Source organism: Pseudomonas lactis (assembly GCF_001439845.1).
Taxonomy (GTDB): Bacteria; Pseudomonadota; Gammaproteobacteria; order Pseudomonadales; family Pseudomonadaceae; genus Aquipseudomonas; species Aquipseudomonas lactis.
This window is the reverse complement of the sequence record NZ_JYLO01000009.1, coordinates 300674-323659: the sequence shown is the minus strand read 5'-3', so window position 1 is coordinate 323659 and position 22986 is coordinate 300674. Positions and strand designations below refer to the sequence as shown.

At 55.1% G+C, this 22986-nt stretch carries 25 protein-coding genes and 1 tRNA gene; 25 read left to right on the top strand and 1 reads right to left on the bottom strand.

The window, feature by feature from the left end; all coding sequences use genetic code 11:
* The first annotated feature begins 79 nt into the window (after positions 1-79).
* From TX24_RS17780 to TX24_RS17770, 3 genes are read left to right on the top strand one after another with little or no spacing between them, the layout of a single operon-like run.
* Positions 80-709: a DUF1780 domain-containing protein gene (locus TX24_RS17780; RefSeq protein ID WP_003188431.1), complete on the top strand. Its 630-nt coding sequence runs from the start codon at positions 80-82 to the stop codon at positions 707-709.
* Between the two features lie 54 nt (positions 710-763).
* Positions 764-937: a DUF3094 family protein gene (locus tag TX24_RS17775; protein WP_032893628.1), complete on the top strand. Its 174-nt coding sequence runs from the start codon at positions 764-766 to the stop codon at positions 935-937.
* 60 nt (positions 938-997) lie between these two features.
* On the top strand, positions 998-2296 hold the full coding sequence (locus TX24_RS17770) for an NAD(P)/FAD-dependent oxidoreductase (RefSeq protein ID WP_003188428.1): 1299 nt from the start codon (positions 998-1000) through the stop codon (positions 2294-2296).
* 208 nt (positions 2297-2504) lie between these two features.
* On the opposite strand, the gene TX24_RS17765 is transcribed toward TX24_RS17770, so the two are convergent.
* Positions 2505-2581: transfer RNA gene (locus TX24_RS17765), tRNA-Pro, on the bottom strand.
* Positions 2582-2823: 242 nt separating this feature from the next.
* Between TX24_RS17765 and TX24_RS17760 the strand changes: the two genes are divergently transcribed.
* The 22 genes from TX24_RS17760 to TX24_RS17670 all read left to right on the top strand — a co-directional run bounded on the left by TX24_RS17760 (position 2824) and on the right by TX24_RS17670 (position 22758).
* Positions 2824-3684: a ParA family protein gene (locus TX24_RS17760; protein WP_008437313.1), complete on the top strand. Its 861-nt coding sequence runs from the start codon at positions 2824-2826 to the stop codon at positions 3682-3684.
* 1 nt (position 3685) lies between these two features.
* Complete coding sequence (locus TX24_RS17755) at positions 3686-4444, top strand: hypothetical protein (RefSeq protein ID WP_008437314.1); 759 nt, start codon at positions 3686-3688, stop codon at positions 4442-4444.
* On the top strand, positions 4441-5142 hold the full coding sequence (locus tag TX24_RS17750; RefSeq protein ID WP_008437315.1) for a DUF2786 domain-containing protein: 702 nt from the start codon (positions 4441-4443) through the stop codon (positions 5140-5142). Before TX24_RS17755 ends, TX24_RS17750 begins: the two co-directional genes overlap by 4 nt.
* Positions 5139-5858, top strand: coding sequence for an HNH endonuclease signature motif containing protein (locus tag TX24_RS30990; protein ID WP_020301295.1), 720 nt, complete (start codon positions 5139-5141; stop codon positions 5856-5858). Before TX24_RS17750 ends, TX24_RS30990 begins: the two co-directional genes overlap by 4 nt.
* A complete protein-coding gene (locus TX24_RS17740; protein WP_008437317.1) occupies positions 5842-6060 on the top strand; it encodes a hypothetical protein in 219 nt (72 codons plus the stop codon). The genes TX24_RS30990 and TX24_RS17740 overlap by 17 nt, the downstream gene beginning before the upstream one ends.
* Positions 6057-7406: a replicative DNA helicase gene (gene dnaB, locus TX24_RS17735; protein WP_008437319.1), complete on the top strand. Its 1350-nt coding sequence runs from the start codon at positions 6057-6059 to the stop codon at positions 7404-7406. The genes TX24_RS17740 and dnaB overlap by 4 nt, the downstream gene beginning before the upstream one ends.
* A 180-nt stretch (positions 7407-7586) precedes the next feature.
* The gene (locus TX24_RS17730) at positions 7587-8108 is read left to right on the top strand and encodes a hypothetical protein (protein WP_008437321.1); all 522 of its coding nucleotides are present in this window, start codon (positions 7587-7589) and stop codon (positions 8106-8108) included.
* Positions 8105-8344, top strand: coding sequence for a type II toxin-antitoxin system HicA family toxin (locus tag TX24_RS30985; RefSeq protein WP_008437325.1), 240 nt, complete (start codon positions 8105-8107; stop codon positions 8342-8344). Before TX24_RS17730 ends, TX24_RS30985 begins: the two co-directional genes overlap by 4 nt.
* Positions 8344-9345, top strand: a complete 1002-nt coding sequence (gene yejK / locus TX24_RS17725; protein WP_008437326.1) for a nucleoid-associated protein YejK — start codon at positions 8344-8346, stop codon at positions 9343-9345. The genes TX24_RS30985 and yejK overlap by 1 nt, the downstream gene beginning before the upstream one ends.
* A gap of 33 nt (positions 9346-9378) precedes the next feature.
* Positions 9379-9615 (top strand): Arc family DNA-binding protein, encoded by a 237-nt coding sequence (locus tag TX24_RS32750; RefSeq protein WP_008437327.1) that lies wholly within the window; start codon positions 9379-9381, stop codon positions 9613-9615.
* Positions 9612-11378, top strand: coding sequence for a ParB family protein (locus tag TX24_RS17715; protein ID WP_008437328.1), 1767 nt, complete (start codon positions 9612-9614; stop codon positions 11376-11378). Before TX24_RS32750 ends, TX24_RS17715 begins: the two co-directional genes overlap by 4 nt.
* Positions 11379-11406: 28 nt before the next feature.
* Positions 11407-12102, top strand: coding sequence for a DUF2857 domain-containing protein (locus TX24_RS17710; protein WP_008437329.1), 696 nt, complete (start codon positions 11407-11409; stop codon positions 12100-12102).
* Entirely contained in the window at positions 12099-13400 is a 1302-nt protein-coding gene (locus TX24_RS17705; protein WP_019816979.1) for an STY4528 family pathogenicity island replication protein, read from the top strand. The genes TX24_RS17710 and TX24_RS17705 overlap by 4 nt, the downstream gene beginning before the upstream one ends.
* Entirely contained in the window at positions 13397-14080 is a 684-nt protein-coding gene (locus TX24_RS31885; RefSeq protein ID WP_125919920.1) for a hypothetical protein, read from the top strand. The genes TX24_RS17705 and TX24_RS31885 overlap by 4 nt, the downstream gene beginning before the upstream one ends.
* Before the next feature lie 68 nt (positions 14081-14148).
* Entirely contained in the window at positions 14149-14874 is a 726-nt protein-coding gene (locus TX24_RS17700; RefSeq protein WP_008437331.1) for a PFL_4669 family integrating conjugative element protein, read from the top strand.
* Positions 14875-14879: 5 nt separating this feature from the next.
* A complete protein-coding gene (locus tag TX24_RS17695) occupies positions 14880-15419 on the top strand; it encodes a DUF3158 family protein (RefSeq protein WP_008437334.1) in 540 nt (179 codons plus the stop codon).
* 15 nt (positions 15420-15434) lie between these two features.
* Positions 15435-15899, top strand: a complete 465-nt coding sequence (locus TX24_RS17690) for a single-stranded DNA-binding protein (RefSeq protein WP_008437336.1) — start codon at positions 15435-15437, stop codon at positions 15897-15899.
* A gap of 110 nt (positions 15900-16009) precedes the next feature.
* On the top strand, positions 16010-16435 hold the full coding sequence (locus TX24_RS17685) for a hypothetical protein (RefSeq protein WP_008437339.1): 426 nt from the start codon (positions 16010-16012) through the stop codon (positions 16433-16435).
* 178 nt (positions 16436-16613) lie between these two features.
* Complete coding sequence (locus tag TX24_RS30980) at positions 16614-16811, top strand: CrpP family ICE-associated protein (RefSeq protein ID WP_073845721.1); 198 nt, start codon at positions 16614-16616, stop codon at positions 16809-16811.
* A 99-nt stretch (positions 16812-16910) separates the two neighbouring features.
* Complete coding sequence (gene topA / locus TX24_RS17680; RefSeq protein WP_008437341.1) at positions 16911-18815, top strand: type I DNA topoisomerase; 1905 nt, start codon at positions 16911-16913, stop codon at positions 18813-18815.
* A gap of 110 nt (positions 18816-18925) precedes the next feature.
* Entirely contained in the window at positions 18926-20806 is a 1881-nt protein-coding gene (locus tag TX24_RS17675; protein WP_019818088.1) for a hypothetical protein, read from the top strand.
* Entirely contained in the window at positions 20803-22758 is a 1956-nt protein-coding gene (locus TX24_RS17670) for a DEAD/DEAH box helicase (RefSeq protein WP_024073377.1), read from the top strand. Before TX24_RS17675 ends, TX24_RS17670 begins: the two co-directional genes overlap by 4 nt.
* The last annotated feature ends 228 nt before the right edge of the window (positions 22759-22986 follow it).

The following is a 22986-nucleotide window of genomic DNA, read 5'->3' as shown; positions in this document are numbered from 1 at the left end:
CTGTTTCACGTGAGCATTCTACACCCGCGTTTTAAGGCAAGACTTCCTGTGGTCATCATTTGAACGCTAAGCTGCGACTATGGATGACTCAGATTACTTGCGCCTGCTCACCGTAGCGGCCGAACAAGCCAACGCATTCCTGTCCAATGCCCGCAAGTGGGAGCGTGAGCGTTGGGTCTGCCAGCGCCTGCTGCAAGGCTTGAACGTGCCCTACCGTGTCGAAGAATTCCACGCGGCGGGCCAGGAGCCGCCCGACGTGTTGTTTCGCGACGCCAGCTTCGAGGTCTTTTTTGTGCTGGACGAGGGCCGCCGCCTGAACGACGAGTGGCGCGATGAGCTGCTGCGCAGGCGCAGTGCTTTCTCCTTGAGCCAACTGGTACGGCGTGAAGCCAAGCCACGGCGTATCCCCGCCCATGAGTTCCTGCTGCGCCTGGCCCCCACACTGCGTAAAAAAGCTCACAACTACAAAGAGCGCGGCATGGACCTGGGGGAACTGGACCTCATTGCGTTTACCAGCCTCAAACGCGAGGTGCTGGACCTCAACAGCCATTTTCCGCCGCCGACCGAATACCTGCGTCAGGGCTGGCGCTCGCTATCGCTGGTGGGGCCGACATTCGCACGGGTCCTGTTCGCACATCCCGACGCGCCGGACTTCTTGCGCAACAACCTGGGCCGCAGCATAGTGTTTGATGTCGGCATCAGCCTGTGATGCCCCTGGCTGTAACGTGGCGCCCCTTTGCAACGTCTACCTGACGAGGCCTTTATGACCAGCCGCCTGAAACCCGATGACCAAGAGCGTGTCGAAGAGTACCTGCAACTCTCCCAGAACAGAGTCGAGCGCAAGCCTTTCCGGCCGTGGCTGCTCCTCTGCGTGGTGCTGGTCGTGGTGATCGGGCTCGGTGCGCTGAGCCGCCTATTGAGTTACCTGACGCTATGAGCCGCTTGGCGCTCGCGATGGTAACTGCTCCGATTTCTTTTAGCCTTGCGAGATATCCCCATGACCCATCGTATTATTATCGTCGGCGGCGGTGCCGGCGGCCTGGAGTTGGCTACCCGCCTGGGTAAGACCCTGGGCAAGCGTGGCAAGGCCAGCATCACGCTGGTCGACACCAACCTGACCCACATCTGGAAGCCCTTGCTGCACGAAGTGGCTGCCGGCTCGCTGAATTCCTCGGAAGACGAACTCAACTACGTCGCCCAAGCCAAATGGAACCACTTCGAGTTCCAGCTGGGCCGTATGAGCGGGCTTGACCGTGAACAGAAGAAAATCCAGCTGGCCGCCACCCTCGACGAAGAAGGCCGCGAACTGGTGCCTGCTCGTGTGCTGGGCTACGACAGCCTGGTGATTGCGGTAGGCAGCACTACCAACGACTTCGGCACTGAAGGCGCAGCGCAACATTGCCTGTTCCTCGACACCCGCAAGCAGGCCGAGCGCTTCCACCAGCAACTGCTCAACCACTACCTGCGCGCCCATGCAGGCCAAACCGACGCCGTTGAACAGATCAGCGTCGCCATCGTCGGCGCCGGTGCCACCGGCGTTGAGCTGGCCGCCGAGCTGCATAACGCCGCCCATGAACTGGCGGCTTATGGCCTGGACCGTATCAAGCCAGAAAACATGCACATCACCCTGATCGAAGCCGGCCCGCGGGTATTGCCTGCCCTGCCGGAGCGGATCGGTGGGCCAGTGCATAAAACTCTGGAGAAACTAGGGGTGACGGTACTGACCAATTCGGCGGTCAGTGAAGTAACCTCCGACGCCTTGATCACCAGCAGCGGCCAGGTGATTCCGGCTAGCCTCAAGGTCTGGGCGGCCGGTATCCGCGCCCCCGGTTTCCTCAAGGACATCGATGGCCTGGAAACCAACCGCATCAACCAGCTGCAAGTCCTGCAAACCCTGCAAACCACCCGCGACGAAAATATCTTCGCCTTTGGTGATTGCGCCGCCTGCCCGCAGCCGGGCACCGACCGCAATGTACCGCCACGGGCCCAAGCGGCTCACCAACAGGCGTCATTGCTGGCCAAATCGCTCAAGCTGCGGATTGAAGGCAAGGAGCTGCCGACCTACAAGTACACCGACTACGGCTCGCTGATCTCGCTGTCGCGCTTTTCCGCAGTGGGCAACCTGATGGGTAATTTGACAGGCAGTGTGATGCTGGAAGGCTGGCTGGCGCGGATGTTCTACGTGTCGCTGTACCGCATGCACCAGATGGCGCTGTATGGGTTCTTCCGCACGGCGATGCTGATGCTGGGCAGCAAGATCGGCCGCGGCACCGAGCCACGCCTTAAATTGCATTAACAACCTGGTCTCGAAATAGGCCTGGTAAATGTGGGAGCGGGCTTGCTCGCGAATGCGGTGGTTCAGTCACAGATGTACTGACTGACACAGCGCATTCGCGAGCAAGTCGAATCGTTGCACCGCCGCTCCCACATTTGTTTTGCGGTGAATTCAGGATTCACGCAGGCAAAAAAAATCCCCGTATCTTTCGATACGAGGATTTTTAATATGGTCGGGGTAGGGGGATTCGAACTCCCGACATCCTGCTCCCAAAGCAGGCGCGCTACCGGACTGCGCTATACCCCGGTAATAAAAAGGCGACCTTTCAGTCGCCTTCTTCGATCAGCGCTTTTGGCCTCTGATCTTAAGATTCGATTCCAGCGTTAACTGGTCTCAAAAATGGTGGGTCGTGTGGGATTCGAACCTACGACCAATTGGTTAAAAGACAATTGGTTTTAGTGCTTCATAGCCCAGGATCGTGTTCGCTACACATAGCTGTTTCCGTGGCCTCGCAGCCTCTAATGAACCCACATTAGAGGCTCCAAACCATGAAAATCTCTGCGGTCGTTTCGACCAAAGGCGGCGTAGGCAAAACTACCATCGAGGCCAACCTCGGCGCTTTTTGTGCGGATGCAGGCCTGCGCGTGCTCATGATCGACCTAGATCCTGCACAGCCTTCGCTCTCCTCGTATTACCAATTGGTCGATGAAGCTCAAGGAGGCATCTACGACCTGCTGGCATTCAATATCACCGAATCAGCCAAGATCATATCCAGCACCACGATACCAAACCTGTCGCTTGTCATTTCCAACGACATCAACAACCAACTGAACAGCCTGATCCTGCAAGCACCTGACGGACGGTTGCGACTCGCCAACCTGATGCCGGGCTTCAAAGATCATTTCGACCTGGTACTGATTGACACCCAAGGCGCCAGGTCGGCAATGCTCGAAATGGTGGTCCTAGCCTCTGATTTGGTCATATCCCCACTTCCGCCCAATATGCTCGCTGCACGGGAGTTCAGCCGGGGATCCATGCAGATGCTGGACGGCCTGCGCGCCTATGGGCGCCTGGGCATGAAAATCCCTCCTGTGCGGATCGTCGTCAACAATCTCGACCAAACCACCGACGCGCAAATGATCGAGCAGTCGGTACGGGAAATTTTCCAGGACAATGACGAAATCAACGTTCTGGAATGCGTCGTCCCCTCCGCAGTGGTGTTTCGTAACAGTTCATCCCTGGGCGTCCCAGTACACCGCTTGGAATACAGACAGCCTTCCAACCGCATATCCCCTGCAGCCCTTGTCGTGATCCGCCAATTGGCCATTGAGCTTTTTCCAGAATGGCGTGACCGCTTCGAGGCCATGACCGAGGAAAAGGTAGCTAACTTGGTGAGGGAGGGTCGTTGAAATGGCGAAGCCCTCCATTACCGACGCCCGCAGTATTACTGCAAACCTCATCCTAGAGGTTGGCAAGTACTACAGCGCTCAGCAATTGCGCAGCTTGCAAGCCAAGCTCAGTGGAACCGCACGAGAAATCCGAGCCCTGACAAGCGGTTACCAATTACCCGGTCGGATTGGCGCTCAGTTGAGCGTTGACCAGCTTCAGCTTTTGCAGGACGCCGCGAAGCTTATCGAGTCAGTGAACTCGAACATTAAGCACGCGAAGGAAAAGCGCGGCCGCGACGAAAACCAAGCCAAACGCCGTCAGCAAAGTCGATATGCCGAAGCCAAACGCCTGGTAGCTGAAACATATTTAGAACCCTTTGCTCCTGAGCCAACGGCTTTGGACCCTCTTCTAGATATTCTTAAAACAGCGCTGACGCTTAATCGAGCAGACGTTTTCAGGAATGGTTATTCCCCTAGGGAGTTCAATCTCAGGCTCCGTGATTACCTGTCGCCTGCCAGAACTCGAAAGCTCATTGGCTGGACCAGCCCAAGTGCTTTTTGGATAAGCACGGTTCTCTCTCTTCGTAATGACGTTGTGCAAGCTGTTGAGCAAGAGATTGCTTACGACGATGGGTCAAGTGTTCAAGACCGCCTTGATGCCCTGAAACAGAAGGTTGCGGACTGCCTTGCCCGGACTCACCTCTCTGCTGATGAGGAAGAAACACTTCGCCTGTGGTCAGAGGCGCTCTCCCCCCGCCTCCAACAGGAAGGGGGTGAATGATGGACAAGCAAAAAGTCCTCAGCAAGGTCGCCAAACTCATGGCGCTGGCCAAGTCACAAGGCGCTGCCCCAAACGAAGTGGAAATTGCACTTCGTCAAGCTCGCCATTTGATGAATCAGTACAACTTGGAACACACCGAAGTCGCTGCCCATACAATCGAAGAATCCATTGTGGGTACCAAAACCCGTCGGGCACCGCAGGATTGGCTGCACAACCTGGCCTCAATCTGTTCCCAAGCCTTCGATTGCAGCCACTTGGCGTATTTCAATCCGCTACTTGGCTGGTCCTTCAAGTTCTTGGGGAAAGGTATTTCACCCGATCTGGCAGCTCACACCTATTCAACGCTGCATCACCAGCTTGTCGCAGCCCGACGAGCTCATGTTGCCCAGCAGAAGCGCTGCCAACTGAAAACCAAACGTCACCGCGGCCAACTGTTTGCCGAGGGCTGGCTCAATGCCGTCGCCTCTAAGGTGAACCAGTTTGCAGGTGGGATAGACGAAAACACTGCGCTGGAGATCCAAGCCTACCTGGAATGGCATCATCCAAAACTAACGCTAGCCATTATCAAGCCCATCGAAGCCAAAGGTCATGACACCCGCTCTTTGCAAGCGGGATGGGACCAGGGCAAGCATGCCAGGCTGCATCGTGGTGTCGGACAGCAGTCACAAGGAGCCCTTGGGCATGGAGGGAGCCAATGAGAACTCATTCGCTTTCACCTTTGGCCATGGCGGCGCTGGAACAAGCCAGATCCCAACTTGGGCTTGCCCCGGTTCACAAACACCATGTTTGGAGTGAGGCAGAAGAGCGCTCGCTCATTGCCCGCTATCCCAATGAACCGACTCAGGTCCTAGCCGCCGAATTGGGGCTCAGCGTCTATCAGGTCTATGCCAAAGCCAAACGGCTGGGCTTGAGCAAAAGCGCCGAGTTTCTTCGCAGTAGTCTCTGTGGCCGGCTTGACGGCAAGTTGGGCGCAGAATTCCGCTTTCCCAAGGGATCCGTCCCATGGAATAAGGGCCTTAAGGGGCTCCCCTCCTCTGGCCGTATGACTCAGACGCAGTTTAAGGCCGGCAATAAACCAGGGAACTGGCTGCCTATTGGCAGCCTGCGCACAACTCCTGACGGTTATCAGCAGAAGAAAATCACCGATACCGGTTACCCACCCGTTGACTGGAAAGCCGTGCATGTACTGCTTTGGGAGGAGCATCACGGACCAGTCCCTATAAACATGTGCGTGTGCTTCAAGGACGGCAACAAGGCCCATATAGCCCTGAATAACCTGGAGTTGCTGACGAGAGCAGAACGTATGCGTCGGAACACCATTCATCGGTATCCGGAAGAGCTGAAATCCGCAATACGCGCTATCGGCAAACTCAAACGCACCATCCGGGAGGTTGAACATGAAGAACAAGATTGAAGATCTACGTAATCACCTGTTCGTCGCGATCGAGAGCCTCCTGGACCCAGAAAGACCAATGGAAATCGAACGGGCCAAAGCGGTTGCCGAGGTTGCTCAGGTCATGATCAATTCAGCGAAGGTTGAAGTCGACATGGTCAAAGCCCTGGGGGCACGCAACGGGAGTGGTTTTCTTCAGATAGGCCAGGAGTCTGGGAAATGAATCACCTTGACCTCTCACCTCCCTACTCCGTAGAGGCTGAACAAGGTGTGTTAGGTGGGCTACTGCTCGACAACAACACCTGGGATCTCGTCGCAGACAAACTGGATGCCTCTGATTTTTTCCGACACGACCATCGGTTGCTGTTCCGGACAATGGCAAGCCTTGCTGACAAGTCCATTCCGTTCGACATCGTCACCGTCCACAACGCGTTGGAGGAGCCAGACGAAGCCGGAGGGCTGAGCTATCTGGGCGAGCTGGCCAAAAACACGCCGTCTGTAGCCAACATCGAGCATTACGCATCCATCGTGCGTAATCGCTCTCGGCTCAGACAGCTCATGTCCCTTGGATACCAATGCTCTCGCGAGGCGACAGACCCGTTGGCAAGTGCGGAGGATGTTCAAGAATCAATTGAACAGCAACTGTTCGCTCTGGGTGAAGGCAAGAGCGCAACGGAATTCGTCAATATCAACCAATGCCTGACGAACGTCGTCGAACAAATAGACGAACATTTCAACGGCAATATCACCGTGACCGGCCTGCCTTCAGGCCTGGAGGACCTGGACGAGCTGACGTCGGGTTTTCAAGAAGCCGACCTGATCATCCTCGGCGCGCGCCCGTCTATGGGGAAGACCTCTCTGGCCTTGAACTTCATAGATACGGCTCTGCAGGCAAAGCTTGATCGTACAGTTCAGGTTTTCAGCATGGAAATGCCGGCCAAAGCACTGATGTATCGATTGATGGGCATCCTAGGCCATATCGATCTGGGCAGGCTATTGAAGGGCAAGCTCGATGATGATGATTGGCCGAAGCTGACTGCAGCGGTTTCTCGTATTAATGGCTATGGAGAGCGGCTGGTCATCGACGACTCATCAGCGCTCACGCCTGCAGTAATCAGAGCTAAATCTCGTCGAGCAGCTCGTCGCTTCGGACACCCGAGCTTGATCCTGATCGATTACCTGCAGCTCATGCGCTGCCCAGGTCAGGAAAACAGGGCCAACGAGATCAGCGCTATATCCCAGTCCCTCAAGGCCCTAGCGAAAGAGATGAATTGCCCGGTGGTTGCGCTTTCCCAGCTCAACCGAGAACTGGAGCGACGGCCAAATAAGCGTCCGATCAACGCAGACCTGCGTGATAGCGGTGCGATTGAACAGGACGCGGACCTGATTATGTTCGTCTACCGGGACGAGGTGTACCACCCTCAGAGCGAACACAAAGGCATTGCAGAAATCATTCTCGGCAAGGCGCGTAACGGCCCAACTGGGACCGTACGAACAGCCTTCATCGCCAATCAGACCCGGTTTGCCAACCTCAGTCCCAACGCCGGCTGGCAAGGGGCTCAACTATGAAAAAGCACACCTCAGCGATGAATACTCTCGTACGCATCACTCACTGGTGCCTTCAATGCGATAGCCACCACCCGAAACATCAAGTGAGTGGCGCTCCAGCCTTACCCGGCGGTGAAGTGGACGAGCTTATTTGCCCTACTTGCAATAGCTATGACATCGAGGAGCTTCAGGAGGTGTCGGATGCACAGTAGCGCCGAGCTATTTCCTAGTATCCATGCCGGTGCCGTGTTCGAAGCCTCTGCTGTGGCTCATGCCCATAAATCTGGGATCAACCCGGTGGAGCTCGACGCATTAGCTCAAGCGATCGGCCGCCTTGCTCGTGACCACAGCACCGTGGTCCCAATGAGCATGCGTGAGGATCTGTTGGAGTTTGAGAAGCTCGGCTACGTCGAGCTGACCAACACGCCCAGCGCAACAATTACCGTTGAACTGCTCTGTGCGGGCGCCTTGCTATCCAGCTACTTCTGGTCGGTTTGGGTGCCCCGCTACCTCCAGTGCTGCTCGCTGAAAGTGGCCGTCATGTCTCACCTGCAACACCCCGCGGAAGTTCAGCACTGCAGCGTGGTGTTCCGCGTGCCTGGAGCACGTGAGGCTACGCGTCACTTTTTGCATGAGCTCGGTACCAAGTTTCCTGGCGATCAGGCTGAAATCATCGCGATCCAGACCGGTAACGTTCTGGCAGACAGGGATGCAGAGCTATGACCACCAATCTCCTACGCGGAAAAAGCGAGAGCCTTCGTGTACTCGTGAAGTTTGCTGAAGCGAATGGCTGGACGGTGTCTCGCACTCAAGGTGGCCATATCAAGTTCACGAAATCTGGCCTTGGATCGATTTACACCTCATCAACCGCAAGCGATTACCGCTCAGGCCTCAACGCCAAAGCCCGTATTCGTCGTGCTGATCGAGCTCAAACCCTACACTCGCAGGAGGCAATCTAATGCCTATCCGTCATTGCATCGTCCACCTGATCGACAAAAAACCCGATGGCACACCTGCTGTTCTCCAGGCACGCGATTCGGAGCTATCCGAATCGGTCGCCATCGAGAACATGCTTGCCGACCTCAACGAGAGCTATAACGCCAAACAAGGCAAGGCCTGGGGTTTCTTCCATGCCGAGTCCGGCGCGCACCCGTTTAGCGGCTGGTTAAAGCAGTACTTTGAAGGTGACCAGGACTTCACCGCCTTCAGCCACACGGCGGTCGAGCATCTGCAAAAGCTGATGGAAGAGTCCAACCTCTCCACCGGTGGCCACGTACTGTTTGCCCATTACCAGCAAGGCATGACCGACTACCTAACTGTCGCCCTGCTCCACCACAGTGAAGGCGTGGTGGTTACTGACGATCTGGACGTCACTCCTTCACGCCACCTGGACGTTGGCCAGTTGCACCTGGCAGCGCGTATCAACTTGTCCGAGTGGCAGAACAACAAGCAATCCAAGCAGTACATCTCGTACATCAAAGGCAAAAACGGTAAGAAGATCTCGGGGTATTTCAGCGACTTCATTGGCTGCATGGAAGGCGTCGACGGCCCGGGCGAAACCCGCGCCCTCCTCAAGGCGTTCAGCGACTTCGTTGAAAACGAAGACCTGCCAGACGAATCGGCCCGCGAGAAAACCAAGGCCCTGGTGGACTACGCCACCAGCCAGGCCAAGCTCGGTGAACCCATGGGCCTGGAGGAACTGTCAGGCTTGATCGATGAAGATCGCCCCAAGGCGTTCTACGACCATATCCGCAATAAGGACTACGGCCTGTCGCCGGAAATCCCCCTGGATAAACGCACTCTCAACCAATTCCGTCGGTTCACCGGCCGTGCCGAAGGCTTGTCCATCAGTTTTGAAGCGCATCTGCTAGGGGACAAGATCGAGTACGACGAGGCGTCCAATTCATTAGTCATCAAGGGGTTACCTACCCAACTCACTGATCAGTTGAAACGTCGCTGAACACACTTTCTACCCTAGGCATCGGAGCCCACCATGAGTAACAAACCACAGCGTCTGCATGAAGAAAAATTCGTTATTCGCCTGCCCGACGGGATGCGCGAACGCATCGCGTTGGAAGCACGTGAAAACGCCAGGTCGATGAACTCAGAAATTGTTTATCGGCTGGAGACAACTGCCGAACTTGAAGCTGCTCTGGATCGTGCTTTGAAAATCATTGACCAGCTTTTGGCGGCAAGCCCGGCTTATGAGCAGCCAGGAGCCAGAGTATGAAAGCGTCTTTGGCCCAAACCATGAAAGATAAGCTGTTGCTGCCGGCGTTTGAATCGAAGTCGCCGGTGGCAGCGCGAATGAGCGACCCCATCGTCGATACCCCCATGCTGTTGACTCTCGACGAAACGCTGCCGTATGACGAAAACCCAAGGACGACTCGTAACCCGAAGTACGATGAAATTAAAGAGTCGATACGAAATCGGGGACTCGATACGCCACCTCCCGTCACTCGTAAACCTGGGGAAGATAAGTACCGGATCCGCAACGGCGGCAACACTCGCCTGGCAATTTTAAACGAGTTGTATCGTGAGACCGGCGACGAGAAGTACTTCAAGTTTCACTGCCTATTTCGACCCTGGGACGCCGTTCGGGGCGAAATCATCTCGCTCACCGGCCACTTGGCTGAAAACGACCTCCAAGGCCAGCTCCTGTTCATTGAGCGGGCTATTGGGGTCGACAAAGCGAGAGCGCTGTATGAAACAGAGGCAGGGGAGTCTATCTCATTACGTGAGCTTTCACGGCGGCTGTCAGCGGATGGCTACCCGGTCTCCGCGTCTCACTTGAGTCGTATGCACGACACCATTCGGTACTTACTGCCAGCAATTCCAGGCGCGCTGTACTCTGGACTGGGAGTAGACAGAATCATAAAGCTTCTGTCTTTGCGCAAAACAGCTCTTCAGTGCTGGGATCGCAATTATCAAGAGCAGGAGCAGCACCTTGATTTCGATACGCTTTTCCAAGATGTACTGTCCCAGTTTGAGGGCGACGCTGAAGAATTTCTATTCCAGCGATTTCAGGACGAACTGATAGATCACCTTAAAAAGCCGCTGAACCTCGGCTACGAGCAAATACTGTTGGAAATCACTCAGAACCAGGACCAATTGCGCCGGTCTACGCCGGTTCTTGAGCTGCCACAGTACCCTGCATCGCAATTTGAGGGGGGGACTCAACTTAACGTTTCGAACAATGGCATTGAGGCTAATCAGAACCCTCTACAACTACCCCCTACTACTTCGGGGGGCAGCACACATAAGACGACGCCCTCCAAAGAGAGTCCTTCACCTCAAGGGGTGCAACAGCAACTGGCCCCAACTCCGCAGGAGCAAATGAGCCCACAAGAGCGCCAAGCACGTATCGATGGGCACGTTGCGAGCCCTGTGAAGACTTCTCCCAGAGTCGACAAGATGAAACGGGAGCTCGCTGCGCTTGACGGTGAGGTCTTGCCCGACTTCGCCTCCAATGCCTTGGTGGCCATCCCTGTTCAAGCTGGCGGACTCAATCCCATTTCTGACCTTTGGTACATCGAACGCGAAATAGACAATACCGCGACCCTGCGTCAGCACATCGCTCAATTGGCTCGCGAAATAGCCAGCTCGGTCAAAGCCCCAGGTCAATTTATCGATATCGATGGTGGCGTCGGGTTCAGCTACCGACACCCCGAAGCGGAAGTCGAAATTACTGCCACAGCCCAACATACCTTGACGCTGCTCCAGTCTTTGAGCGGCTCGATGGCCATCGTACTGAAAATGATTCAGCAGCAACCCAAGCTTCAAATCGACGCGTTGGCTGACTTTGAGTTCGCAGCCGGACTGGGCCAGATCTTACTGGGCCAGCCTCACACAAAAGATCAGCCCCCTGAAAGTGAATGCCGTCTCAGCGACGGCGCTCTAGTGAAGCTGTTCCGCATTATTCGTCTCGCAAGACGTTTGATTGACCTGGAAATCCAGTCAGTCGCCAACAACGGTCCGAATTCAGCCAGTTAACACACGGACTCTACAAGGGGGAGTCGTCATGTCCAAGACACCAATAAATGAAGCAATCCTGTCACAGGTGCTTCATCACATGCGTAATGGCCAACTTCGGCGCTGCATCGAAATGGGCCTGGAGCCAGAGATATTGGCTCAGCTCCAACAACCTTCAGTACTGAGCTTGCTGCTTAACACTCCCGTGTCTTGGTGCAACGTCACCATTGATGGGGACATGGTAAAAAAACTACTGTCAGGCGCGCAGCGTTCTGATGAAGAAGTGCGCATGATTGAACGTGCGCTGCGACTTGGCGCGACCACTCAAATGCTGCAACAGTTCTTCGGGCTGTCTCCGCAGGATGTGGCCCTTCAACGCCTAATGATCGGCGTGACGGCACGTCGTGGCCGTTGGCGCGAATTCAGTGAGGAGATGGACGCTCAGCTTTGGTACCGATGGACGCACCTAATGCAAGAGCATCAGGTAGAGCTTGGCGACAGTCTCGCGTTGCTGGACATCGCCATGTTGGTCGCCGAGGAACTCAATGCTCCACAGGATACTAGCCCAGATGAGACCCACGAAAACCTCAGCCTGGCCATCATCTGGCATCGCATTCAGTCCTGGATAAAGGAAGGGCTTTACCCTCCTGCAAACCCTGGCCTTCCGAGAAGGCTACAGCTTGTGTCTTCTCAACGACTTGCACAGCCTGCAGCGACATCGGTGGAAGGTGACTCTGTATTATGAGGTTGTCTCGGCTTCCCTTGTCGACGCTTTTAGACTCGGCCTCGGGTCACCTTGAAGCTCATTTGCTTCAGAAAAAAGAGTCGGCGCCTCCGGGGATTGAAGGGTCTTCCCCCTACTCCGGAATTATTTTCAGCGGGAACCCACACGAAACGGTTCCTCGCCGATTGCTTTTGGATGATCGCTTAACCCCGCTTGAAAGAAACACCTGGCAGGTATTTCGCCTACTGATCAATGACGACGGCCTTACGGCGTTCCCTACCTATGACCAACTGCGGCCATATTTGGGTATGCAACCCGGTAGGCCTGCCTCGCGTGAAACTGTATCAAAAGCATTAGTGACCTTACGTCTCACCCGTTGGCTTAGCCTGGGGCGACGGGTGCGCAATGATCTGAGTGGACAAGTGCAAGGCAACGTCTACCTGCTTCACGACGAACCGGTCACACCGGCCGAAGCTATAGAGTTCGACAAGGACTACTTGCAGCTACTCGCGCAGTCAATGCAGCACCAGACCAAGGTGATTCGCGAAGTGGCAGAAATTGCCTGGAAGGAATTTGCAGCTGATCCTGATGTTGGCCAACGCTTACCTAGCAGGCTGGACATCATCGAATCCCGCATGAATAGCCAGGCCTGGACCAAAGCGCAGGCTCCAGTCGTTCTTAAAGCGACTGAGTTCGGAATCCGAACTCAGCAAAATATAGCTCTATCTCCACTGAGTTCGGATACCGAACTCAGTGAAAAAGGCGAAGAGCGAATCGCTTTGGAGCAGAGTTCGGATGCCGAACTCAGCCGTAAATCACTGAGTTCGGACTTAGTTCGGCATCCGAACTCATATAGTACGTATACAGATACACACAAAGATGTTTGTAAAAGCTCTGTACATGTACCGCCCACACCAAACGACATCGCTGCCGATTTGCTCGGTGCACTGCATCGACTACCGGTCGAGCAAAAACAGAACGCGGTCCTGGCGCTGCAAAAGGTTCCAGCAGAGTTGAAAACCGCGCTCATCAAACAATGGGTCCACCGCTGTGACTCGGGAGGGGTCCGAAACCCGCTTGGATACTTAATGACGCTCGTCGGCATGGCCGTTCGCGGCGATTTCAACAGCCAATGGAACCCTGACGACAAGGCAAAAGCGAGCCCCGAGCGTCAAGACGCTTCAGCCCCGCCAGAGGGCGCAGAGCAGCCGACGAAGACGCTAACGCAGACGCGTAGCCCTGAGTCGATACAAACCGCAAAACACACACTCAGCGGAATGCTGCATCTGCTGAAGCCTAATCGGGGTACACATCCATGATGTCAGGTGGACAACCAGAATATCGTGGTAACGCGGCCCAGAGCGAAGCGGTCGTGACCGGAATCTGTGCCAGCTACACAGCAAGTGTTGCGGCCCGCAACACCCTGACAGGAACCGAAATACGCCGCGGCCGCCACGCAAGTGACTCGGCCCAAATCACTTGCCCAGGATCCGGCATTCGTGCCAGCGACACGGCAAGTGTTGTGGCCCACAACACCCTGACAGCATCCGGCACCGGAGGTGGCCGCCATATAAGTGGTGCGGCCCGCACCACCTTGGCAGGATCCGGCATCCGTGCCGGCGACATGGCAAGTGTTGTGGCCCACAACACCCTGACAGCATCCGGCACCGGAGGTGGCCGCCATATAAGTGGTGCGGCCCGCACCACCTTGGCAGGATCCGGCATCCGTGCCGGCGACACGGCAAGTGTTGTGGCCCACAACACCCTGACAGCATCCGGCACCGGAGGTGGCAGCCATATAAGTGGTGCGGCCCGCACCACCTTGGCAGGATCCGGCATCCGTGCCGGCGACATGGCAAGTGTTGTGGCCCACAACACCCTGACAGCATCCGGCACCGGAGGTGGCCGCCACGCAAGGGATTCGGTCCGCACCGGCGAGTTTCAGCTCTTCCTATATAGAAGCCTCAACAAATCCCCTTCCATCGGGCTACGTATTTAATGCTGCGTCTCCTATAGCCAAATTGCAGCATGGGTACGTCAATCCTCTTCCCAAGGAAACACTGCACCATGGCTGATAACTTCCGGCTCAACATCGGTTCACTGCGCAGCGATGTGAAGCTCACCCTTCACACTCACCACGCCGCTCGTATATGGATGGGGCGCCCTAAAAATGACCTCAAAGCCGGCATCATTGGTCTGTCAGGGTTCTGCACTGTCGTCAATCGAATGTCTCGAGGCGCCCAACAGGATGATCCCTACTCTGACTGGTGGATGATCCTCCTCGAGGAAAAGATCAACGATTCCAAGGAAGCGTTAAAGACCATCGAAGATCGCCTGGACACAGCCATGGCCTCTCTTCCACCGGCCATCAGCATTAGCGAAAACCTCTCGATCCAGCCTGTCAGCCTCCCGCTGTACATCTCCAATCCCCTGGGATTTCAGGCTGTGTACCTGCTGACGAACTACGACGAAATTGTCAGACGCATTCTGTTGGCCCAGCACGTTGGCCTTGTCGGGCGCCACGATATGGAAACCTGGATCGACGAAGGCGCAGCGGTACTGCGGAGACTGTTTGGTCTGGCCCAGATCTATAAGTACTCAGGCGCTGCCCGCGACGACTTCGCTGCAAACAATGCCAAGGCTGAAGCAGCCCGCAAAATGTACGAGCGGTACGGTGAGCTGCCACAAGACATCCTGGAAGGCACCCGCCGTTCGAATTTCGCGCCACCGATCATCCGCGGTCAGCAGCAAACCGAGACGGATGATCATCTCGATGACCCCGTTGAGGGTTAAAGAGCATGGGCCAGATTCCCTCCAATGATGGGTCGCTGCAACAGACCGCCTTCCGGCCACTGCAACAGGAAGCCTTTCAGCGACTGCAACAGGCTGCCTCACTAAAGGGCCTTTTAAAGCCTTTTAAAGGTAAGGGGGAGCTGACCCAATTTGCCGATCTTTGCCGAGCTCAAGAATCGGACTTAAAAGCTCTTGCCCAGGAAGTGCTGAGCCAGGCCCGCCGATATCCATTCACCCTAGTTCCAGTGCGGTTGACTGAGCAGAACACCCAAGCCGGCACCCAGTTTTTGAGATGGCAGCAGGTGACAGATCGGCGGATGGGCGTAGGGGTTTGGGCAGAAATGATGGGCTCACCCAGAACACCGGAATCCATGCTGCAGGATCTTTACGTGATGGAGCTGCAGCGCATCACCTTGAATATGCAAATGAGTTTGCTGCACTCGATCACCAAACAGGCCGCCGAGTGCGCAGAAAAAATGGGCCAGGCAGAGGCCGTGTATACCGCTCGCCTGCAGCAGCTCAACAACCCAACGCAACACCAATAACCTCGGAGAATACTCATGGGCACGCCCGTACAAGGCTGGGAAGGCAATATCGGTTCTGCACCGGAATTCAAAGAATTCCCCAACGGCAATAAAGACCCACGTCGACTCATGCGAGCCAACGTTTACTTCGACAATTCGATTCCGGATGGCAAAGGCGGCTACGAAGATCGTGGCGGTTTTTGGGCGAATGTGGAGTGGTGGCACAAGGACGCCGAGCATTATTCGCAACTGTTCCAGAAAGGTATGCGAGTGCTGGTTTCCGGTCGCGCCGTTATGGACCGTTGGAAGAACGACGATGGCGAATTCGAAGCTTTGAAAATCCAGGCCAGCCGGGTCGGCATGCTGCCACACCGCGTGACCATGGTGAATCTGGCGCCTTCGCAAAACCAGAATTCGCAACAGTCCAACAGACCCGAATCGCGGCCGCAGCCAGCTCCAGGCCCGGATGAATATCCAGATACCGATCCACCGCAATTCTGAAAACAGGGGCTTAATTTTTCGGCCCATTCGTGTAGCTGTCGGTGTTGGGGGAAACAGCTCATCGTTTCCCCCGACCTCATTAGAGAACCACTACAAATTAGGACGTGCCGATGGATGAAGTTTTGAGGGACCCAACAGGGTACGTTGTCATTGGCGCAGAGCACCCAGCTTTAGGCCGTGTTTACTGGGCTTACTTTGATGAAAGCGAGGTGAATGCTCCGGACTACTACGGGCTCACCCTGGACATAAACCGAGCATCATGGGCTCCAGTTGGGTGGCGAACGGGAGAGTATCTGATGGGGGGCCGTGGAGAGACAGACCTTGATACCTGGCAAGCCCGCCGATTTATCAACACCTTGCTCGATGAATACCGCTTAGATACTGAATACCGCGTCGACTTTGACGACGACGACGAAATGACTGAACACTTATACGGCAAGCTGGAACAACTACGTGTTCAAAGCGGACAATCCACTCAGGACTTCATCGCGTGGATCAGAGTTGCGAACTGGACGGACGAGCCAGCTTCGAATTGACATCAAACCGCCAATTGGTTGGCAAAAAATCGCGCCATTCGTTAACTTTCAGGTTGAGTCACACTTCCATTCGGCTATCTCAAGCACAGAAGTTTAAAACTTCCGTTTTTGATGCAAAAAAATGCGCTATTCGTGATGTTACTGTCTGATAGATCTGTTCTTCGGGGACCGATAGCCAATGGCGCAATCTCGAACTTCTTTGAAACCAGCAGATAGGCGGCAATTCAATAACCCCCATACTGCCGTTCAAATAGCCGGTGCTGACGCCGCCCGAAAAGGGCTACGGGTGTATGACTGCCCTTACCACCATCCTGCGATGCGCGCGTCGTGGCTAAAGGGCTTTGCCCAGGAACAGCAGCTGACGCTGGACCTCTAGCCGCTAAAAGCCTCCCGTTGTGCATTGACCATTTCCCATTGAAGCCTTACCTGCCATGACGTGACAGTCCCGCTCTGCATAATTGAGAAGGGGCACACCGTGAAGCTATTGATCATCGAGGCACCTGGGAAGCTGAAAAAGCTTCAGCCAATGATGAAGAAACTGCGCCCAGGCGAACACTGGTTGGTTGTCGCCAGTGGTGGGCACATACGTGACTTGCCCGCCAGAGGGCAGGACGACAGCATGATCACCACAGGCGTCCGCAAAAATTACACACCGGTGTACGAGATCCTGGATAAGAGCGCCAAGGCCGTGCGGACCATCAAGGCCGCAGCTAAACAGGCCGATGAAATCTACCTCGCAACCGATCCGGATCGCGAAGGTGAAAGCATCAGCTGGCACATCCAGCAGGTACTGGCGGTCAAATCCTACAAACGCATCACCTTCAATGAAATCACCCTGAAGCGTGTCGCAGAGGCTCTAGCCAATCCTCGCCAAATCGATTTGAACAGAGTCGCGTCACAAGAATGCCGGCGTGTACTTGATCGTTTGGTGGGTTACCTGGTGACTCAGGAGCTACGCCGACTGATGGGCAAGCCCACCTCTGCAGGCCGCGTGCAATCGCCTGCCGTATACCTGGTGGTTTTGCGCGAGCGCGAGATCCGCAACTTTCAGGTAATCAACCACTTCGGTGTGCGTCTGAACTTTGTGGATATGAATCAGGGCACCACCTGGTATGCAGACTGGCAACCGGTACCGGATTTCGCGAGCAAAGACTTTCCTTACGTTCAAGATGCCAACCTGGCCCGACTCGTCGCCGGCACACGTAATGTCGTCGTCGAGTCCTGTGAAGACCGCAAGGCCGAGCGCCACCCACCCGCGCCCTTCATCTCTTCCACCCTTCAACAAGCAGCCAGCAACGCCTTGAAATGGGACCCGGACAAGACCATGCAAGTCGCCCAGCGATTGTATGAACAAGGCGTGATCACCTACCACAGGACGGATAATCCCAACGTACCAGACGAGGCCATGGAGGATATTAGAACCGTAGCTAGATCTATCGGATTGAAGACCGTCGACGAGCGACGTACATTCAAGGCCGCCGAAGGCGCGCAGGAAGGCCACCCCGCTATTACCCCGACGCATTGGGCTGATACAAAAGCTGGTGAGAACGACGAGGAACTCGCCCTGTACAAGTTGATTTGGGTCCGGGCGCTGGCCAGCCAGATCGAAGCGGCGGTATTCGACGTGCGTGCTGTAAAACTGCTCGCGGTTGGCCCAAATGGTAAGGCTTTGCGATTCAATGCAACTGGTGAAACCCTTTTTCATCCTGGGTGGCGGAAACTGCTCAAGGGCGATGACACAGACGATGAGGAAGATGGAGCAGCGAGCAACCCAGTTCCTGCACTCACACCAAAACAGATCATCTCTGTGCACAACGGAGAACTGCTGAAGAAGAAAACTCAGCCGCCATCCCGCTACACCAAGGCCAGTCTAATCAAAGAAATGGAGCGCCGCGGTATTGGTCGTCCCAGCACGTTCGCCTCGATCTTGAAGAACATCACCAGCAAAGGAATGATTGAGGAAAAAAGCCGCAAGCTGGTACCGGCGCCGCTGGGGGAGGAAACAATCGCGAAGCTGGAAGGGTTCTACAGTTTCGTGGAGCTCGATTTTACGAGGGAGCTGGAGCGGGATTTGGACAAAGTCGCCCAGGGCCAAGACACCTATGGAGCTGTCGTTGCGCGTCTGCATAGACGCCTGGAAGAGGAACTGTCTCAGCAACGTGGAATGCCGAGTGTGCCGATGGCGTCCGCTCCACGCCCAGCCACAGCAGGTGGCGCTTTCAACTGTCCCAAGTGCAATCAACCCCTCGCAAGGCGACAAAAAAAAGGGGGCGGTGGCTATGACTTTTGGGGTTGCACAGGCTTCAAATCGAATGGATGCAAGGTGAGTTTTCCAAACTTGAATGGCAAACCAGATCTCAATAAACCCAGAGGGGTGTGACTTCTGCCATTGCCGATATAAATCACCGACAACGCCGTTACGCATTAACCCTAGAAGCCCACCATTCCTATACCTGACAGTCCTCTGCGAAATTGCAGAGGAGGTCATGGGTGAGCGTACAGAAGAGACAATCGGTGGTGGGGCTGCGCATCTTAGCGCCGAAGCTGGAGAAGTTCTCAGACCGGCAAATTGAAGTCGCCCAGACCTGGGCTTTACAATTTAACGTACCGCCCTCCCAGCTGACCTCCTTCATCGATACCTATCTGAGTTCCACTGTCCATACTCGTTGCTGGTGCGTAGCCCTGCCCTCTACAGATGATCAAACACGGCGGCTCCTGGCCAGAATCGGCGATCACCTCCAGTACTTCGATGGTCATCAGGTTAAGGCCTGCAAAATCTTCAGCAAGGACCGCGTGCATAAGAGAAAACCCACCGCAATGGTGGCCCAGCAGCTACTGCTCAGGTTTGAAAAACGCTGGTATGCAGACGTCCTACTGACCTCCTTCTGCAAGTCTGCTGGAGAGAGGGCGAAAGCCCTTTCGATTGAAGATCTAGGAAGCTTTAATCGCCGCGGCTTCGATTGGACGGCGAGCAACAATCGGTACTTCAATCCCCGCACCCGATTTTACCTGAAGCAGATTGGCAGCACGCTGAAGCAGTTTTGCCAGTGTCTGGACCAAGAGCTTTTATTCGCCATTCGTTCAGCGCAATGTCCCTCACCCAAGCTCTATAACTGGCTGGCTCAAGGTGACCGAAAACGCCGCCTTCAGGCCCTAAAAGCCCAGCCAGTACTGATTCCACTTCTGGTACTAGCAGATCAATGGCCGTGGCCGTGGGATGGGCAGCAGCAGGTATACATGAACTGCCCATGGGATGAACTTCAGGCGTGGCGCCCATACTGGAGTGAGGACCGTTATTTGATTTCCGCTGAAGAGTGCCTGGTAGGTCGCATAGCCGACGCGGGCCTCCCCCTTTCCGACACACTGGCTTGGCTGCTACAGGCGCCGCGCGCTGCAGTGCGCTACCTGGGTCAACAGCGGGTATTCGATACCGGCAGTGCATTGACCCGTATCAGCCGCGAGGGGCCACAAGGACCCTGGCATCGACTGCTGCTGGGAGCCTCACTGGGCAATCGCCGTCCTCTTAAAAAAGCGCACTGGATCACTCTCTTCGCGCTGCTGGATAAAATCCCGTATCAACTGCTGGATCAAACGCAGGACTGGAACAGGCTGCTGTCAGGGTGTCCAACTGATTGGTCGGACGACAATTGGTCCAAAATCGCCGACGACTTTCGAGACCTGAACGAGCTCTTTAACAACGTTGATGAGAGCGACGGACCAGCTTCTGGTGAAGCACTGCAGAAACTCAAAAGCTTCATTGCTACTGCTTCCTATCACCAGATCGCCAGCTTGGTGAATGGCTTTCACCTCGCGTTGATAGACATCCGTGAGGCTTTAGATGCAGTAGATCCACAAACAAGAACAGACTCTTTAACGCCCTGGAAGCCGCTGCTTTATTCAACCAGCACACCCCTCGTGAGTCCAAATGGGCTGCAAATTATCGAACTGAAGTGCCCCGCCGATCTTGATGCGGAACATCGAGCGCTGGGCCATTGCATTGATGGTTACGACTACAGTGCTTATCGGGGCATCTGCCGTCTTTTTTCGGTTCGCGAAAACGGGAAATCGTTGGCCTCTGCAGAAATCCAAATGGATGAAAGTGCCTGGGGCGAAACGTTAGCAAAATTGACTCCCAAACACCTGGTGACGATACAACTGAGAGGGCTCCGCAATCGCACACCTAAGTCGGGCTCCAGGGTTGACCGGGCCTATCAATGGTTTTGGGCAAAGATCAAATCGGGTGAGCTCGCCATTAACCTGGAATGGCCCGACCAAACACTATCCATGTCGCGCTATACAAATCGAAACCGGAAAAAAATGCATGCCCAGGCCTGTGCGGAATGGATCAACCAACGATTGAGCAGGACATGAGTCGTCCACGTCTGATGAACCGCCGGCAGGACCTGGTCGAAAAAGTCATTTTTGACGGCTATGACTTCGGGGTCTTAATGCAATACGTTGAGGGTGCGAACCGGCTGTTTCTCGAACGTAATGGTTTCTATATTCGGCGTGCCGAGCATCCTCAACATCGCTATTGGCGATTACCAAAAGGCAAGTTGCTGGATGACCTGGATGTGCTCTTCCACCGTTTGATGGAGTTGTCCGAGGACCGTTTCAATGAAAGTTGGGAGACGTTTTCACATAAAATCACAGCCGCACAAAACGACCCAGATCGGCAGGCATTCACGTGGGGGCTGACCTTTCGGATAGCTCCACTCGTTCAGGGCGGGATCCTGCTGTCAGGTGACTACCATCCTGGCGCGGTCGCCGTTTCAAGGCGCATGCACGGCGTGTTTCTCGGGCATTCCAAGTCCTGGCGCATTGACGCTGGTGCGGAAGTGGTGCGAAGCAACTTGATCCTGGAGCTTGGATTGTCGGAGGATCAGTTCGAAATCCTCGACACCGTGCAAGAGCTGCTGACCGACGGATCCGTTGTTCCAGCTGATGAAATCACCCGCATCAGTCTTGGTGGACCGCCACAAGAGCGCGCAGCAAAAGCGGCTGACGATAGCACCTCAACCGATGTGTATTTAGCCGCGGTGCCCTCAATCGAGCGCACCGGGTCCACTACCGAACAGATTAACCAGGCATTGGCTGGTTATTCTTTACTGGACCATCAACCGGCAGGCATCCGGCACTTGCTACAGCGCACAAGCGCCTTGCTTGCGGATGACATGGGGCTTGGTAAAACTCGCCAAGCAATCATTGCCGCTGCAATCCGAGCAGCTAATAGACCCATCTTGGTTATCACCCTGTCGACGTTGATCATCAACTGGCAACGCGAAATCCAGATGGTGTATCCCAAGGCCACTATCGGCCAACAGGTCTTTGATCCCTCTTCGCAATGGATTATCACCAACTACGAACGCCTTGGCGATTTTGTTCTGCATGCAGGACACTTTGAAGTGATGATCATCGACGAGGCGCACCGCCTGAAAGAGCCGACCGCCGCGTGGACACGTCACGGCTTCGACATTGCCGCCAAGATACCCAACCGTTACCTGCTGACGGGTACGCCAGTCCTCAACCGAGAATCTGAGCTGCACACGCTGCTACGGCTATCCGGCCACCCCGTTGGGAAACTGCCCTTGAAAGAATTCTGCGAACAGTTCGCCGGCAGTCAGGATTTCCGCATGAATCTGCGGGGCGCAATCGGCGATTGGATGCTCCGTCGACGCAAGGATGTCTTGCCCGGTCTCAAGGGCAAACAGCGCCAAACTTTACCCATCGAACTCACTGCTGAAGAGCGCAAGCAATACGATCAAATTCGGCTCGAAGACAGGCCTAGCCTCGCCAGGTTGGGATCACTGCGTCAGTTGCTTGAGCAGGTAAAGATTCGTGTCGTAATGGATCTGCTGTGCGAACTGGACGCGGAGGACAAAGTAATCTTGTTCTGTGAGTTCAAGGATACGGTAGGAACACTTCGCACTCGGTGCAAGCAAGCTGAGTACGGGTGCGTCACGGTTGTCGGCAGTGACTCTGTAGGCAAACGGCAGAAGGCGATCGATCAATTCCAAAGTGATCCAGAAACCCGCGTCTTTGCCGCCACTACCTCCGCTGCCGGCACCGGCAACAACCTCACTGCGGCCAACTATGTGATGTTCCTGGGCCTCCCCTGGACGCCTGGACTGCAGGACCAGGCTGAGGACAGGGCCTACCGCAATGGGCAATTGCGCATGGTCGTGGTGAAAATCCCGCTGGTGGAAAACACAATCGACCAGATGCTTTGGCAAATGCTGCAGGATAAGCGTCAGTTGGCAAGTGACCTCATTGAGCCCGACGCGGCCGGCAACGCGAGACAAGCATTGGCGACCAATTTGTAGATCTGCGGTATATCACTGCTTCTTAGTGGCTGAGACCTTGTAAACGTACTTGGAACCATTACTTTTGTTTTCTGGAATCTAATAGGCCTCCCCATCGGCAACAATAGTTTCGTTCGATATCTGCAAACTTCCGAAAGTGGCAAATCTATTTCGATTTTACCCACTTTGCTCGTATTCATTTCGAGGAGTCGAACATAATTGACTTTGTTACGTATTAGAATCTTCCCA